General features: G+C 45.1%; 11 protein-coding genes and 1 pseudogene. 4 read left to right on the top strand and 8 right to left on the bottom strand.

Features of this window, described 5'->3' with window-relative positions:
* Positions 1-102: 102 nt before the first annotated feature.
* Positions 103-1500 carry an MATE family efflux transporter gene (locus ACFORK_RS20070; protein WP_379202238.1) on the bottom strand — a complete coding sequence of 466 codons (1398 nt, stop codon included), beginning with the start codon at positions 1498-1500 and terminating at the stop codon, positions 103-105.
* Positions 1501-1665: 165 nt separating this feature from the next.
* Here ACFORK_RS20070 and ACFORK_RS20065 point away from each other — a divergent pair, with 165 nt between their 5' ends.
* Together ACFORK_RS20065 and ACFORK_RS20060 are read left to right on the top strand one after the other, a co-directional pair.
* Positions 1666-2544, top strand: a complete 879-nt coding sequence (locus ACFORK_RS20065) for an AraC family transcriptional regulator (RefSeq protein ID WP_379202236.1) — start codon at positions 1666-1668, stop codon at positions 2542-2544.
* 98 nt (positions 2545-2642) lie between these two features.
* Positions 2643-3812, top strand: coding sequence for an MFS transporter (locus tag ACFORK_RS20060; protein ID WP_379202233.1), 1170 nt, complete (start codon positions 2643-2645; stop codon positions 3810-3812).
* Positions 3813-4000: 188 nt separating this feature from the next.
* Here the strand turns inward: ACFORK_RS20060 and ACFORK_RS20055 are convergent.
* From ACFORK_RS20055 to ACFORK_RS20040, 4 genes and pseudogenes are all read right to left on the bottom strand, one after another.
* Positions 4001-4252, bottom strand: a pseudogene (locus ACFORK_RS20055) (winged helix-turn-helix transcriptional regulator); the annotation flags it as partial.
* 274 nt (positions 4253-4526) lie between these two features.
* Complete coding sequence (locus ACFORK_RS20050) at positions 4527-6113, bottom strand: RNA polymerase sigma factor (protein WP_379202231.1); 1587 nt, start codon at positions 6111-6113, stop codon at positions 4527-4529.
* Positions 6114-6381: 268 nt separating this feature from the next.
* Positions 6382-6534 carry a hypothetical protein gene (locus tag ACFORK_RS20045; RefSeq protein ID WP_379202229.1) on the bottom strand — a complete coding sequence of 51 codons (153 nt, stop codon included), beginning with the start codon at positions 6532-6534 and terminating at the stop codon, positions 6382-6384.
* A 53-nt stretch (positions 6535-6587) separates the two neighbouring features.
* Complete coding sequence (locus ACFORK_RS20040) at positions 6588-7094, bottom strand: GNAT family N-acetyltransferase (RefSeq protein ID WP_379202227.1); 507 nt, start codon at positions 7092-7094, stop codon at positions 6588-6590.
* Between the two features lie 181 nt (positions 7095-7275).
* Between ACFORK_RS20040 and ACFORK_RS20035 the strand changes: the two genes are divergently transcribed.
* Together ACFORK_RS20035 and ACFORK_RS20030 are read left to right on the top strand one after the other, a co-directional pair.
* The gene (locus ACFORK_RS20035; protein ID WP_379202225.1) at positions 7276-7659 is read left to right on the top strand and encodes a DUF3888 domain-containing protein; all 384 of its coding nucleotides are present in this window, start codon (positions 7276-7278) and stop codon (positions 7657-7659) included.
* Between the two features lie 865 nt (positions 7660-8524).
* Positions 8525-11824, top strand: a complete 3300-nt coding sequence (locus ACFORK_RS20030; RefSeq protein ID WP_379202223.1) for an amidase family protein — start codon at positions 8525-8527, stop codon at positions 11822-11824.
* A 291-nt stretch (positions 11825-12115) separates the two neighbouring features.
* Here ACFORK_RS20030 and ACFORK_RS20025 read toward each other — a convergent pair whose 3' ends face one another.
* Genes ACFORK_RS20025 through ACFORK_RS20015 form a run of 3 tightly spaced genes read right to left on the bottom strand, consistent with a single transcriptional unit; the run spans position 12116 to position 16350 of the window.
* A complete protein-coding gene (locus tag ACFORK_RS20025) occupies positions 12116-14707 on the bottom strand; it encodes an FtsX-like permease family protein (protein WP_379202221.1) in 2592 nt (863 codons plus the stop codon).
* The gene (locus ACFORK_RS20020) at positions 14704-15387 is read right to left on the bottom strand and encodes an ABC transporter ATP-binding protein (RefSeq protein ID WP_379202219.1); all 684 of its coding nucleotides are present in this window, start codon (positions 15385-15387) and stop codon (positions 14704-14706) included. Before ACFORK_RS20020 ends, ACFORK_RS20025 begins: the two co-directional genes overlap by 4 nt.
* Positions 15388-15411: 24 nt before the next feature.
* Positions 15412-16350, bottom strand: a complete 939-nt coding sequence (locus ACFORK_RS20015) for a VanZ family protein (RefSeq protein ID WP_379202217.1) — start codon at positions 16348-16350, stop codon at positions 15412-15414.
* Positions 16351-16354: the final 4 nt, after the last annotated feature.

Below are 16354 nucleotides of genomic sequence, written 5' to 3'. Positions count from 1 at the left end.
GACGACAATAACTAGCAGGGATAATCCCCACTTGAATCGTACAATGAAGGGCTTTTATAAAAAAAGAGAGCGTCCACGTACCGGACCCTCTCCTTTACTTGTTTAGGTGGAAAATGAGGTTGTTGCACCTTTCCCCGGCAGCGGAGCGCTGGCTGGTTCAAGCCTGTCGGCTTCGGCCTTCCGCAGCACTTTCTGACCGCGCCAGCGCAGCAGGACGCACAGTCCTCTAACTAATTCATCAGCAATCATGCAGCAGTAAATTCCAATTAACCCCCATCCGGCCCAAATCCCGAAGACGTAGGAGCAACCAACGCCGATCAGCGACATAGAAGCAATGGACGTATACATCATATACCGGGTATCACCGATGGCACTTAGGGCGTTGCCCATGCCCATGTTGAGCATTTTGGACGGCTGCAGAATCAGATTAATGGCCAGCAGCGACACACCAAGTGCGAGGATTCCCGGATCTGTGGTAAACAGCCCCAGTATCTTCCGTCCGAACAAGAAGAGCAGCAGCATGTTCCCCATCACAACTGCAAGCCCGATGAACAGAGTGCGATAAGCCAGTTTGTAGGCTTCCCGCGTCTTCCCTCCTCCGTATAAATGGGCAATTTGAATCTGTCCGGCCAAGGCGACAGCGTACCCCAAGGTGAAGCAGTAAGATTCCAGTGTGTTCAGGTAGGTGCGCGCAGCCAAAGCTTCTGAGCCAAGCACAGCCAGGAACGAGTAGACGATCAGCTGTGAGAAGACCCAGCAAGATGAATTGACACCAAGCGGCCAACCGATCTTCAGAATTTCTCTGAACAGCCGCCGGTCAAAAATGAGGAAATCCTTCAGCTTAATTCTAATTTCAAATGCGCGTCTAAACATCATGGACAGCATAAGCAGCCCGATTGCCCGGCTTATGATCGTGGAGATCGCCACTCCCGCAAGTCCTAGCTTCGGCATGCCCATCACACCGAAAATAAACAGATAATTCAGAATAATATGAACAACATTGACCATAATCCCGGTATACATCGGTCCCCGTGTATTACCAGTATTGCGGATCGCCGTTCCGAGTGAAGCGATCAGGCCAACCATGAACAAACCGCCGCCGACATGCGCAATATAAACATTAGAGAGCGGACGAAGATTATCCGAAATATTCAATATCCCGCCAATCGGAGCAGCGAAGAAGAATAGCAGGATGCTAACGACTATACCGATAACCAAGCTCGCTGATACGCCCATAATCGCCAGCGTACGCGCCTCTTTGATCTTTTTCGAACCCATCCGCTGGGCGATCAGAATACCCGCGCCTCCGGCAAATGTCGTAAATAATGTAGTTAATGCGTTGAATAATTGGTTCGAGATCCCGACAACCGCGACCGCATCATCCGAGATCCGGCTGACCATCAGCGTATCCACCGTCCCCAGCAAAGTCTGGAGAAAAATCTCCAGGAATATAGGCCAGGCTAGCATCCACAGCCCAAATCCTCCAGTATCCTTTTTCACAAAACAAACCCTCCTTGCAAGTATACCAACCCTGATGTTCTGTCTACATTGACATGATTTATCTCCGTGACTAGTATATGATTATAGAGGAAAACGAACAGATTAAAGTACAAATAATCAACCAAAACTTTCAATATTCCAACTTGAACGAAAGGAGTTGTCCGGGTGGCTATACTACATTTCACCGTCCCTCCGATGCTGCATTATATTGTAAGCGGGCTGCATTATTTCGAAGCGGGCCACCGCCATATCGGGCGCCACCACATTGGTGCATTCGATCTATTAGTCGTGAAAAGCGGCTGTCTGTACATGGGGGAAGAGGAGTTGCGCTTTGAGGTTAAGGCGGGGGAGATGTTGATTCTTCGACCGGGCAACCATCATTTCGGCACAATGGATTGTACAGAACGGACTACGTATTATTGGCTACACTTTCATACGGCAGGATGCTGGAGTGTATCAGATGAGTACTCACCTCTGCCGGGTGGTAGCCCCATGGGCAGTGAGCTCCAGAATTCACAGCTATTCGAGGTCCGTCCGTTCACGCTTAGCCTGCCCCAGTACGCTGCGCTGCGGCAACCGCAGACCGTTCAAAGCCTGCTGGACCAGCTCATTCAGCTCGGCCCCAGTGCTCATCTGAGCGCTACACCGCTACGGCAGCAGCTTTTGTTCCAGGAGGTCATTCAGCATCTGACAGATTCCCTGAATAATGAGCGAAGCACGCCCTCCAGATCATGCGCCGAACAGACTGCCTCCTATCTGCGCACCCATTACCGTGAGGACATTACCGCGAAGCGGCTCGGAGAGCATCTGAATTTCCATCCCGTCTACATCGCACGCTGCATGGGTAAGGAATACGGCTGCTCGCCGATGGAATACTTGCTACATTACCGGATTCAACAGAGTAAGCTGCTCCTGATGCAGACCGATTATCCGGTGGCCCGCATCGCCGAAGAGGTTGGCTTCAATCATGTTCCGTATTTCAGCTCCAGCTTTGCCAAAATCGAAGGAATGTCGCCTCGGAAATACCGCCAGCAGTTCTCGTGAATCATCAGAAGCATATTTGCTCGGTGGACGATATATTATGCTTGTGAAGGGGCTTATAACCGATGCTCAATATCTTTTGGGAGGAGTGTGTCTTCTAAATGAAACATCAGTTGAGCCATAATATCCTTTGTATGATTGTTATAAGTCTAATTGCTAACATGAGCGGAAGTATGATACTTCCGCTCTTCGCAATTTATGTAGAGCAGTATGGAATTACGGCTTTTAGTGTGAGTGTGTTGTTCTCGCTTTTTTATGTAGGAAGATTTCTTGGTGGAGGCATTACGGGAAAGCTCTATAGTCAAATTGGAGCTAAACGTATAGGGATAGGGTTACTGTGTGCAGAAATCATATGTATGGTTATCTTCCCATTAGCTACGAGTTTCTGGCTCCTTGCCGTGCTGCGACTTATCCAAGGTTTGGTAGCCATTGGGCTTAGTGTATTCGTGAGAATTACCATAAACAATCTAAGTACTAGTGAAAACCGCGGGATCTTGAATGGCTACATGAGCAGTAGTGAAGGGGCAGGAATGATCCTAGGCCCTGTTATGAGTGGTGTCATTGTTTTGTATTTCTCGCTCTCGGTTCCATTCTATGTAGTGGCATTCCTCGCTTTCATTTCTCTAATCGCTGTATCTAGAATCGTTTTCCCTAAAGACTACACTCACCTACACAACGAAGGTACAGAAGGAGAAGAGCCAGCGAAAAAATTAACCGGACAGCTCTTTTTATATTCGAGTGTTCATTTCATTGAGATGAGTGCATACGCGATTTTTTTAACCTATTTCTCCGTATACGCAAAGTATAAGTTGGGTTGGGACACCTTTGACATTAGTCTTGCCTTTGCCATCGTCGGAATAGCTACGTTCTTATCTGCTCCCCTCATCGGTAAGCTATCCGACATTCTTAAAGACAGATTACTGCTATGTATTATAGGACTATTGTTAATCATCGTAGAAATTATCTTCTTTTTATTCTTTAACGAAAAATGGGTCGTTTATTTAGGAATGCTTATCGGCGGAGTGGGTGGAGCGAGTTATCTCGATTCATTTTTTTCACATATTGGAGACGTTATTCCAGAAAGACAACGAAGCGTATTTATGGGGAATTTGGCTTCTTTATCAGAATTGGGGGCCATTATCTCGCCACTTATCGCTGGTGTACTTATTGAAAAAATCAATATTACAGCTCCGTTCTATTACAATATTATTCTTGTCATCATTGCCATGTTCATTCAGGTAATTGTGCGATCAAAGCTTAAAAAGAAATAAGAACCTTCAGTATGCCTGATTCTCCGCATATAGCTTACCAATCACTTGATTGATTTCTTTAGCGGAGTCGGTAATTACTTTCAATGAATCCTGATTCGTCTCCGCAAAACTATTCATCTCATAAATACGAATTTCCTTAATTGCATCCGTTGAACAACCACTAACTGTCGAAATTAGAAATATGGCTATCAGCCCCGCTGGACTTTCATCTGTGCATCATCAGGACCTGAGATCTCGTTCTGCTCCTTTACGTTCTTGCTATGTTCGATATGATAAAATCCCCAATCACACATATCATTGAGCACCGAATGAAGTGTTTTTCCGTGCTCAGAAATGGTGTATTCCACTTTGGGCGGGATTTCCTGATACACCCGGCGGACAATGAGTCCGTCCTGCTCCAGCTCACAAAGCTGGTTGGACAGCATGCCTTGCGTGATGCTAATGGTTATACCTGTTTTCCAAGGCTATTCTCCATCGGTCCACCTGTCGTTCAAACCACCATTCTTTATAATCAGGATTAGGTCGCTCTTTCCACCAAGCATTGATTTCGGGGATGTGATAAGCCCCGTGTCTAGTAGCCAATTTAGAAGAGGTACTTGTTTTTCCTTCAGCACAAGTTTTAGGGCTATCCTTTGCGAGATAGCTCTTCTTCGAAACCCAATAAAGCGGAAAAAGGTTCTTACGTCTGAAAGAACGCCAAGAACCTTTCTTGTTCTAGTCGAGCATCATATACATGGCAATCGTGCTCTTCTTCGGATCCTCCGGCAAATTGATGTGCCCCTGATCTAGAGCATGCCGTAGGCTCATCATGCGCATGTTGAAAAGGAATTCGCCAGATACGAACTTCAGTTGCTCGTTCAGTCTGGCTGGCACGTCGTGTCCGATTACGGCGTAAACGGACTTGTAGAAGACATCCATGGCCACTTGCAACTGTGTGTAAAGTGGTAAGCTGACAAGGTGACTGAACTGTGTGAATTGTTCTTGCTTGAACACGGGAAAGTTCGGCACAAAAACTTCTTCTTGAAGATCTACAAAGCAACGAATTTCAAGTTTGCGCATAACTTCCTGTTCGACCGAGCCAAGTTCAGACAACTTCCGGTTAGCCCGAATCACGGATGCCAGGACACTGAACTCATAGGAAGACATCTCACCTGCCCGATCCCACAGGTCATGCATGCCAATCTTATAGAAACACATTGAGTCTCGTTCGTTCCCCGTACCGTTTTGTCCTTGCCTAATACTGTACGGGTAGTCATAAACTTCACACCCAACGATATCCCACTGGCCGTCGTGCGGGCGCTTCGTATACTCGTTGGGAACGGCGTTCCCCCTCAGTACATCCCGCGCCAAAAAGTCTACCGCCATAGGGATGAGTGTCCACATAATAAAGCTGCGCTCCCAACGCTTTCCTAGTACCTTCTCCAACTCCGGTAGCGCAGCATCCAGCAGTTCAATCAACAGTGGCGCGAATCTCACTGATGTCTCTTCCATCCTAAGGAAAATATCACGCTGCATCTCCCTATCCACAATAATAAAATCCGTTTCGAAATGATCCTTCTTGACTTCCTTTAGCAGCGTGCCGTCCACGAGTAGTTTGACCTCTTCCTCCATGTATGGCATTGAGATCCCGAGCTCGAGGCAGAGTTCCTCCAAGTTCAGCGGATTCCGGTAAGACGCTAGCAGAATGTTCTTCGGAATGAGCCGCTGAATTAGTTGCCAAGGTAAACCGTCCTTACCGTCCAAACCGCTCTTGCTAAAGCTTATGTCCTCTGCCTTAAAGCTTCGTAAACCGACTTCCCTTGCCATTTCGATTCCCTCCCGCATGTTCTTTCGGCATTCGTGAAGCTTGCGTTTAACCGTCCCTTCAGGTAGGCTTAGCCTCTTGGCAATGTCTGCGAGACGTACACCTTCGAAGTAATAGGCCACAACCATTTCGCGGTAGCCGGATGCCAGAAGTGATAACTCACGGCGCAATAAGGCAAGATTCTCTCGGAGCAACAGCTGATCTTCCGCTGTCGCTTGCCCGTCAGGCAAAATGGCAATCTGCACTTCGCTTAAGACCGTACCGCTTCGCCGTTTCTTATCTTTAGCCCAATGCGCATAGCGATTTCGCGCAATCGTCCAAATCCACCGGCTTAGGTCGTCTGGACAACTTCCATTCGCGAGGCTAAGTAGCGCCTGTGATGCAATGTCCTGTGCCAAATCTTCCGCTTCGTGTTTGCTTCCTGTCTTCTTCAGCGCGAAATAGTAGAGTTTCTCCAAGTAATCACGTTGAATGGACGTGGCGTTCATATCTAGCATCGCGCTTCACCTGCCTTTCATCTCAATAGTGTCGATTATGGCGGGATGGTTCGGAAAATGGTAAGTTATTTTTTAAAAGCGTTTAAATCATTCTTCCTCCTGCGAAGAATATAGCGTTGGATCATCTCCTGCAACCTTAAACACGTATTTCTTAGTAGACATGAATATCCATAAACTCTGCATTTCTAGGAAATACAGGCTCCAATAAAGGCACTTTTGCCTTTAATTCATTGAGACTTTTAAGCAATTGTACAACTTCATAATTTGTTTACTGAGTGATCTTCTTCTCATTAGCTATATATATCCCCTTACCCATGCCAGGTTTTAATGACCGAATAACGTTATCAACATCATGCTCCTCCTGAAAGGAGTCGATATTTATGATTGCCAGCACATCTCCTTTTTCACTTTTCATTTCCATGTTCTACGCTCTCCTATGAAACCGTTAGTTGCTTCTCTTCACGCCGTAATGTATCATCTTGCTGTTCTCATGCTTTTAGTATGATATACATAATCGATACGTTCACCAACACCATCTGCAATGGTTTGATTCTTCCTTTTTTGATATATCGTAAACCCAACACTCTCATACATTCTTTGCGCAGGGATCAGGTCATCATTTGTGGATACAATGATTTTCCTCACCTCATTTTGAGTGATTCTATCGACCGCTTCTTGAAGCTGTATTTTGCCATACCCCTTGCTTTTGTATTTTGAAGAAATGCAGTTATGGCCAATTTCCGCATACTCAGGCATGTTTCTTGGATCCAAAAAAACAAATCCGATGGCCTCATCGTTTAATGTTGTGATAAACCCATACTTATCTGCAATTTCCAAATTGTCAAAGAAAAAGTTTTCAAAATCTCGCCAATCAGAATTAGAACTCTGTTTATATCTGCCATCAAAAGAATACGCATCTGTCAATAATTCAAAGAGTATTCCTCGATTAAAATCACTAACTTTCTTGAATTCAATACTCATATTTTGACTCCCCCATTTCATTACTTGTACCTCACCCAAGCAATTTACAATATTTATTAATTCGTGGCAATCAATTCTTTAACACTACAGTTTCAGTTCATGCGCAAAAATATCATGCCCAGCAGATTTGGATAATCCTAAGAGCACGAGAGCAGAGTAACTCTGTAAAAGGAGGTATAACATGCTACAGAAAAGATGGGTAACTGTTCTTCTCGTTTTCTTCCTTACTGCATTCATTCCGACAGACGTGCTTGCATCAGGATCAATAAATAGACCTCAAGAAAGTGCTCAGTTGCCTTGCGATGTTGTGAAGGACGCGTTCGTCTCTACTTTATTCAAACCAATCGGCGCCGTCCTTGCCCAATACAACGATGAAAGACAGTTCGTGGTTGATCAAGTGGTTGAGGTTAAAAGATTAGAGCAAGGCCAGTATTACTGGGAAGCAACTTTAAAAGTTACGACCTTTGAGGGAGCGCATAACCCGCCCTACCACTCCTATATCATCACCTTCACTAACTTGTACTCAGATCAACCAAAAGTAGTAAGTGTTCAGCGGGAACCCTAACCTAATCAATCCAATTATGATATGGCGTCGCGTGGGTTATAGATAGTATTCAATATTCTTTTGGTGCTACAATTAACACCACGGGCTGATTCTACCGAATGTTAAAGAGAAGCTTGTAGAACTACAATCATTAATTAAAATCCATGTATTAACTGCTGATAGTAATGGTAGCGCGGCTAGAGAATGCGAAGATTTACCTGTAGAACTGCAAGTTATAGGTAAAGATAATCAGCGGGAAGAAAAGCGAAAGTTTATTAGCCAGCTCGATCAAGGTGTTGCTGTTATGGGCAACGGTGTGAATGATGAGCTAATGTTTCGAGAAGCAGATCTCTCCATTGCAGTCATTGGAAAAGAAGGCTGCGCAACGGTAACGTTAATGTCTAGCGATATAACCGTGACAGATATAATCGACGGATTAAACTTGTTAATCAATCACCATCGCCTAATTCCTACCCTTAGAAATTAAACGGTGAACCCATATAAACAGGCTAAGATAATGATCATCACTGATCTATCTTAGCCTATTTATGTTTTATTTCATTCGAAAAGGTGACATCAACTTACTTGTCATTAACCAAATGAACGCTTAGTTAAGAGTGATTCCATAAATTAATGTTAGATTATATAACATATACTCTATTAATCCATCAATAAAATGAGATTTTATTGCCTGAAAGCTAAATAATACGAAAAATACCCCGTAAATTCATTTAACAAGGGTTTTTTAGCTATAAAAAACAAAGAAAAACCTTTGAATATGCGATTAATAGCGTTATTTTATATAACTTAACATGACATTATACTTGACTTAATATTTTACACGATGCTAGAATTCCACTAGATTACATAAGGGAGTTGAGACATATTGATTAAATCCAAGAACAAACAGAGAGAGACAAGAAATCAAGCACACAGAGACCACATCAAAGCCTCCCCAACAGCAAGCCACCGTTTAAGTAAGAAATCTATTTTTGCAGCTTCACTTTCACTATCCATCGCTATCACCGGCCTGCTACCTATTAATAGCGCGCATGCACTAACGAGACTTACAGCGGATAACGGCACAAAATGGGATTTCCACGATTCCTTCGCACCAAACCTTGATACAGGTAGTGTTCGCAGTGCGACTTCTACACCGATGCAAGGCTTCGGTAATATTTTCGTACAAGTATCAACCCAGCCAGAACCTCGCATGAATGGCCAAATGATGCGTGACTTTGGACTTGTATACGATGGCACAGATACATTTGTTAGCACTCGCTCCGTTAATCTCGGCGATGTACACGTTACACGAGATGTCTACTTTGATAGCACAAATAACAGAACTCGTTTCTTCGATACGTTCACCAACACAACCTCTTCGCCGGTGACAGTTGATGTATCATTTGGTGGATCACTAGGCTATGGAACAGGTCCATACCACGCCTCCATTCAACAGACGTCCAGTGGTGACACCATCATCAACAATGAAGACTCATGGGTGCTAGTAGATAACGCCAGACCTGCAGACCGACCGATTGGTATTGTTCTTGGTACCCCAGGTCCCTTCGAAGGTGCTCTTAAGGGGACTGGTAACCAACAAAAAAATCCATTCACAACGCCAATGGCCGCTTCGGGCAATGATTCCAACTTTTACGGCTTCATTCATAGCCTATCCCTCAAGCCTAATCAAACCAAGTCACTTGCTAGATATGTAGTAGTAGGCGATACGGACGCTAATAAGTTGACCACAGCTGCCGATTCGATGAATCAATTAGTGCTTGAACCCGATTTCACCCACCTAACAGCAGAACAGGTGTGCACAATAAGCAACTGGGATCTAACTAAACTACCAGGCTATGACCCTAGTGCTTGCTCCACAGTTACCACCTTACCTATTCCACCAGCTCCAGCAGTACCACCAATGGTTACAACCTCCAAATATGATGTAGTGAACAAGACCATTGCAGAAATGCAAGCTGATATGGAGAATGGTATTACTACCTCAGCAGCTATCACACAAGCCTATCTAGATCGTATTAATGCCTATGACTTGGGTCAGCTTGGCTTCCACTCTTTCCTGCATGTTGGAGAAACAGCCCTCGAGCAGGCTAAGGCAGCAGATGCAGCTCGAGCGAATGGTCAGACAGGACCATTGCTAGGTATTCCAATTGCAGTCAAGGATATCTATGACACGAAGGACATGCCAACGACAGGCGGGTCCAAAGCGCTTGAAGGCTGGCAGCCTGGATCAGACGCTTATCAAATACAGAAGCTAAGAGAAGCAGGCGCTATCATCATTGGTAAGACAAATACATCGGAATTTGCCAATAGCGGCAGCATGAGCGAAAGCGGTTGGATGCAGACATGGAATGCAATTAACCCGTCCAAAACATCGTTTGGTTCAAGTGGCGGTTCAGCAGTATCTATAGCAGCAGACTTCGCCGCAGCAGCTATGGGTACACAAACAGGCGTTTCTCTGTACGCCCCTTCCGTAGGCGCAAGCTTAACTACCTTCCGCGGTACAGACGGCATGTCCAGCACACGCGGCGTTATGCCACTGACATGGGGTCAGGATTATGCAGGCCCAATTGCTCGCACCGTGACCGACCTAGCTATATTGCTTAATGCTACAACAGGAACTGATCCAGAAGATATCCTAACCAAGGATGCGGATCGATTAAAACCGGAGGATTGGACTAAGGCGCTGAATGCTAATTCCCTACAAGGCAAGCGTATCGGCTATATCCCTTCGTCATTTGTTTCTTCGTACGCAGATGATGGTACAGGCGAGGCGGTTAAAGCGCATTTTGCTGATCTGATTGCAGCAGGCGCCACAATGGTCGAAATGAGTTCTCCACCTAGCGGCGGATCAAATCCAGGGGGCAACGTGGGTAGCGAAGGTTGGGCACGTTACATCGAGCTGCACAAGGATTTCCCTTATGAGACCGGTGATCATCTACTCGCTTCACCACTTGTACTGCTGTACAACCAAAGAAACCTACAAGTTCGCCCACGTATGACTGAAGCTCAAGTACAAGCCTATATTAATTACAGAACCAATTATAAGAGTATAATTGCAAATTGGATGGATCAAAGCGGTGTTGACAGCGTGGTGTATCCTGGATTCATCAGTGACGTATACAACAATGACAGTGCAGCTAGTCAGCTGAGCTCAGATAGAGCCACTGGTGTCTTGACATCCAACGTTGGTCTACCAACCGTTGTGGTACCTGTAGGCACTAGTCCAAATGGTTACTCATTGTCTATGCAACTGGTGGGCAAGGCTTGGGATGATGCCAACATTCTCGGCATGGGCTACGCGCTAGAGCAACAGACAAAAGCTCGCGTTCTCACAAGCTTTGCACCTAAGCTAACTTACCTGTCGAACGAGACAACTGATCCTCAGGGTGGATCGGGCGAACCAGAAACCAAACCTACTGAACCAGCCAAACCTACTGAACCAGCTGAACCTGGGCCTACTGAGCCTACTAGTCCTACTGGCCCTACTGGCCCTACTGGCCCTGGACCTAACGGACCTACCGGACCCACTGGACCCACTCCTACTCCTGGCCCTACTGGAACAACCGGACCTGCTGGACCAACTGAGCCTCCAAAAGGCTCCACTGGAAAAGATGGCGCACAGACAGAAAAACCACCAGTAACCATTTCATTCACTGATACAAATGGACATTGGGCAAAAGAAAGCATTGACTTCCTGATTCAAAAAGGACTGATCAACGGCTATCCAGATGGCAGCTTCAGACCTAATCTGGGCATCACCCGTGCAGAAGCCGTGAAGGTACTGACTACCGAACTCGGATTGACACCGCAGGCGAACAGTTTTACAGATGTTACCTCCAGCCACTGGGCTGCTGGATTCATCGGAGCCGCACAACATGCTGGCCTTATGACTGGATACACGAACGGTACGTTTAAAGCAGATGCTCCGATAAGCCGTGAAGAAATGGCCGCTTTGCTGGTAAGAGCATTCAAACTGAGTGACGGCACTACCGTTTCGTTCCCAGACATTCCAGCAAACTCCTGGTCATACAACTATATTGCAGCACTAACAGCTAACCAGATCATCACGGGTTATACAGACGGCACATTCAGACCTGCCAATGACATCACTAGAGCAGAATTCTCCACAATGGTGACCAAGGTATTGAAGCTAATCAAGTAGTAATTACATCTATCAGTTCTAATTATTCAGCTATCATTTAAGGAATCATACAAGAAGAAGCTATCCCAAAAGTAGCTTTTCTACGACTGATGCTCCCCATACAGCAACAGGTATTATTAATTCACCTGTCTACTGTATGGGGAGCATTTTTATGCTACAAAAGAAATCCTGAATTTGTTGATTTCCCTGTAGACGGAAGACCTTCCAAGAGGATTAATTTAGTTTGTTTCATAGAGTAGCCTCCAGACACGCCAAAATCAATCGGATTTTCCACCCCATCTACGTGGCCTATCATATATTCTCTTGCTTTAATGCATCCATAATGTTTTCCTTTTTTACTTTTGCGCTGGAATATAGCATGGCCGAACCGACAATGACAAATACGGCGACAACGACAGACACAATGCTTATCCACGGTATGGTGAACCCGTAGCTAAATCTATTCGCAAATGCCCTATAGATCACATACATCACGACGAAACTGACGGGTAGCCCGAAGAGCAGCGACTTGACCCCATAAAATATACTTTCATAGTTCATCATTTTCGCAAAGCTTTTTGGCGTCATGCCAACGGATTTAAGCATCGCAAACTCTCGTTTTCTAAGGAATATACCCGTGGAGATCGTATTAAAAATATTCGCAATGGAAATCGCTGAGATCAATACGATAAAACCATAAGAAAAGACGGACAGCAAAAGAATCTGTTGCTCTTCACTTTTTCTGGATTGATATAAATTACTGACATTCAGATTAGTCTCATGCATCTCTTCGATTTCCTGTTGCGTCTTCATCGGTTCCGTACTTTTCAAATGGAGGGAGGTGTGAACGTTAATTAGGTCCTCGTCGACTGTCAATGTATTCAAGATCCGTTCCGAAACGATAATATCTACCCCGCCTATACCTATTGCGTTCATCCCCATAGGAGCTTGATCCGTCAATGCGGCAATGATCACTTTGTTTAGCTTCGTTTCTCTCACATTTTCTTCATAGATATTCGTTAATTCGATGACTTGACCGACCTTCGCATATACGGCCTTCGTCTGCACGTATTTTCCTGTGTCCATATCATTGTAATGGATCGTATCCCTCACGATCGCGGCAGGATGCTCCGGGTCTATGAGCCGTTCATAATCTACGCCGACCGCTTTGGCATAGGCTTGCAGACTGAAATCATTCAAGGCATGGATCTTAATATCGTAAGGATATTTTCCCTCTTGCAGCAAACTCTTATCTTTCTTAACCTTCTCTTGCAGTTCATCGGCGATGAATGCTTCATCAATCCAAGCGTTCTTATACAAATCATGCATCACGTTGTATTCTGTTACTCCATTCAGGGATGCAATTGCTTGTACCAATGAATCGTCGATTCTTTGTCCATTGCTATACGATACTCCAATATCGAAATTGACACCTTCTTGCGACATATTCAGAGATTGTTTCACCCCGGCAGTAAAAAAGGATACTGTCAGAAACAAAACAATGCTGATCACGAGCGAAAATACGATAGCATGATATCTTCGTTTGTTCCGTTTTAGATTTTTCAATCCGATTTCCGCCTCGATGCCGAAGAGCTTGCGAATGAATTTCGATGTTTTCACGGCTTTGACCGTGAGCTTTAAATCACTCGTTTGGCGAATGGCGTCCATGGCGGATACTTTAGATGCTCTGACCGCCGGGAAATACGTCGAAATGAAAATCGTCAGCATCGAGACAACACAGATGATCAAAAGCGTTAACGGTGTGACGATGAGCGTCAGCTTTTCAGTGGTCCATAACGCGCCTTGAATCATGGCATTCAGGAACCAAAAGATAATTCCCATCCCGGCAAGACCACATAAAATTCCAAGGGGAATGCTGATCGCACCAATGACGCCCCCTTCAAAAAGTACAGCGTTTCTCTTCTGCCTTTTCGTAGCCCCCACGCTCGCGAGCATCCCTAAATGGCGGGAACGTTCCGAAACGGATATCGCGAAAGCATTATAGATGAGTGAAACCGAGCCGATCATAATAACGGCTATCAAGATCACCGATAAGGAGTATATGGTGCTGTATGAGGCTTTATTTTTGGACAAGCCATAATAATGAAGTAAATCGTTATTAAATTCGACCCTCTTGATGTGGTTTCTTTCAACCAAGTTCTCCGCATGCGTGAACAAGTTGGGATTAATACTCTGAAGGACTACGGCCGCATTGACTCCATCATTTGCCCCGATAAGCTTATCATCGAGATAAGTAATAGCCGTATATCCTGGAGCCCAATTCGTTTCCCATACGGGACGCTTGATGAACCCCACCACCGTATAATCCTTTGTCTTCATATGCTGTAGCGTTTCAATCAAAATGTCGTTTACCCTACGGAGCGGATCTCTTTCATTTAGGGGATGATCGCCCCCTTGCTGAAATCGTTCGCCAACGCGAAGGGTTAAGTGATCGCCAATTTCGTATTTCACTTTAGCATTCGTTGCAACAGCTTCGGAAATAACGACTTCCTTATCACTTTGCGGAAGCCGCCCCTTGCTTAATCCAATTGGAAGTTGCGTGAAAGCTTGTGCATCATATTCCTTGATGATCAAATACGGCTTATTGGGATCCTGCCCGGTTTCTAATAAGGCATACCCAAGATCTTTTGTGACCGCAACCGTTTTGGTTGCATCATCGGCGCGTATCGCCGCGAGTTGTTCTTTGTTTACATTCTGATATTGAACATGCCACTCCCCTCTATCCGCAATGGTCTGCCTGATCATTAAATCGGAAAAAGAAAAAACAAATGTAGCAACAGCGGTCACCATAGCAACCGAAATGATTACACCGATGATGGTTACGAGTGTCCGCCGTTTGTTTTGTTTCAAATGCCGGATGGTGAGTGTATTGACAATATTCATCGCCGGATCACCTCGTCTTTGGCAATCCTTCCGTCTTCAATCGAAATGATCCGATCGGCCTGCAAGGCGATTTGTTCGTCATGCGTAATAACGATCAGCGTTTGATGATAGGTTTTATTCAGCATTTTCAAAAGTTCGACGATCTCGCTGCTATTCTTGCTATCCAAATTGCCCGTCGGCTCGTCTGCCAGCATGATCGCAGGATTGCCAATAATTGCTCTGCCAATCGAGACCCGTTGCTGCTGTCCACCAGATAATTGATTCGGCAGATGGTTAAGCCGATGCTGCAAATTCAGCGTACTGACAAGACTATCCAGATGCTTTTTATCTACCTTCTGCTTATCCAGCAGGAGCGGCAGCGTAATATTCTCCTCCACCGTCAGGACAGGAATCAGGTTGAAGAACTGGTAGATCAAGCCGATTTGCCTGCGCCGAAAGATGGCCAGCTGTGTTTCATTCAAGGCATACAGGTCCGTATCCTCGACAAAAACTTTACCGCTAGTCGGCCGATCCACACCGCCCAGCATATGGAGAAGCGTCGATTTCCCCGAGCCGGACGGGCCGATGATCGCGACGAATTCGCCTTTTTGAACAGAGAAAGAAACATCGTCAAGCGCCTTTACCACAGATTCACCTGTGCCGTACATTTTAGAGAGATGCTCTATTCTTAAAATCTCCAAAGGTATCCCTCCTTTCCTCGATACTCATTCCCAGAAATACTTCATCTTGCTATATCCAACATCCCATAGCGTTCCTTCTCCCTCAATGGTGATCCTAAGCTCATTTGCCTGCGGGAGATACATTTCAGACTCACCTATCTCATGGCCTTGATCTCCTGCAGATATGCTAAGGTACTCATTCCCATCGACGGAAACACTGATACTTCCATAATTACCCTTTTGGTCAGATATGCCATAATTTATGAAGAGATACATCTCCTCCTCAATGCCTAACGTGTACGTATACGTTTCCTTCATTTTTCCTGCGGTGCTATACACATTATAATGGGGTTTCACAGTATGACCGCCAATGATGAGACTGGATTGTTTCGTTCCCGTTGATAGATTGCCAGCGCTGTCTTTCAATTCATCTATAGCTATAAAAGGACCCATTTCTTTGGTGAACACTTTATCAACCACTACAAAGCACCCCCAGATCCCGCTCATAAGGACAACTATGGAAATACCTGTAGCCGCTATATTTCTCCAGACGTTTGTTGTACGAAATCCAAGCTTATACGCCCCGAATCCAACGGCTGCGCCTATTGCGTTCTGAATGACATCGTTCGTATCGAAGCTGCCAAGCATCGTTATTCCCTGAATGGTCTCCAGTACGAATATGGACAAGATGAACAATGTAATAAATCGAACAAAGCTAGTCCGGTATAACAACGGAATGAAGATTCCAAAAGGGGCGAAGGCTATGAAGTTTCCAATACCCACAAAATCCATCAACGTTGGGTGCAGAAAATCAGGTAGACTTGGCATCTTGAAAAAACTGTCTGGTAAAAAAATAAAGGTGTGCTCAGTAGCGTACCCTGCCTTACCTGCTCTACCGAAAGCGAAAAACAAAAAATAAAGAATTACAATAGAGTAGGATATGGTCAGGAACAAAAGAATCTTACGTTGTTGTTTCAATTGCATTGTG

The sequence above is a fragment of the Paenibacillus sp. GCM10012306 genome (assembly GCF_042649265.1).
In the GTDB taxonomy this organism is placed as follows: domain Bacteria; phylum Bacillota; class Bacilli; order Paenibacillales; family Paenibacillaceae; genus Paenibacillus_AQ.
Note: the sequence above shows the minus strand (reverse complement) of the source record. Positions and strands in the feature narration are given on the sequence as shown.

What these genes read in the sequence shown, in the direction of transcription:
- ACFORK_RS20060 (WP_379202233.1), top strand. Translation starts at nt 2,643, where the DNA reads ATGAAACATCAGTTGAGCCATAATATCCTTTGTATGATTGTTATAAGT.
- ACFORK_RS20050 (WP_379202231.1), bottom strand. Translation starts at nt 6,113, where the DNA reads ATGCTAGATATGAACGCCACGTCCATTCAACGTGATTACTTGGAGAAA.
- ACFORK_RS20045 (WP_379202229.1), bottom strand. Translation starts at nt 6,534, where the DNA reads ATGGAAATGAAAAGTGAAAAAGGAGATGTGCTGGCAATCATAAATATC.
- ACFORK_RS20040 (WP_379202227.1), bottom strand. Translation starts at nt 7,094, where the DNA reads ATGAGTATTGAATTCAAGAAAGTTAGTGATTTTAATCGAGGAATACTC.
- ACFORK_RS20035 (WP_379202225.1), top strand. Translation starts at nt 7,276, where the DNA reads ATGCTACAGAAAAGATGGGTAACTGTTCTTCTCGTTTTCTTCCTTACT.
- ACFORK_RS20025 (WP_379202221.1), bottom strand. Translation starts at nt 14,707, where the DNA reads ATGAATATTGTCAATACACTCACCATCCGGCATTTGAAACAAAACAAA.
- ACFORK_RS20015 (WP_379202217.1), bottom strand. Translation starts at nt 16,350, where the DNA reads ATGCAATTGAAACAACAACGTAAGATTCTTTTGTTCCTGACCATATCC.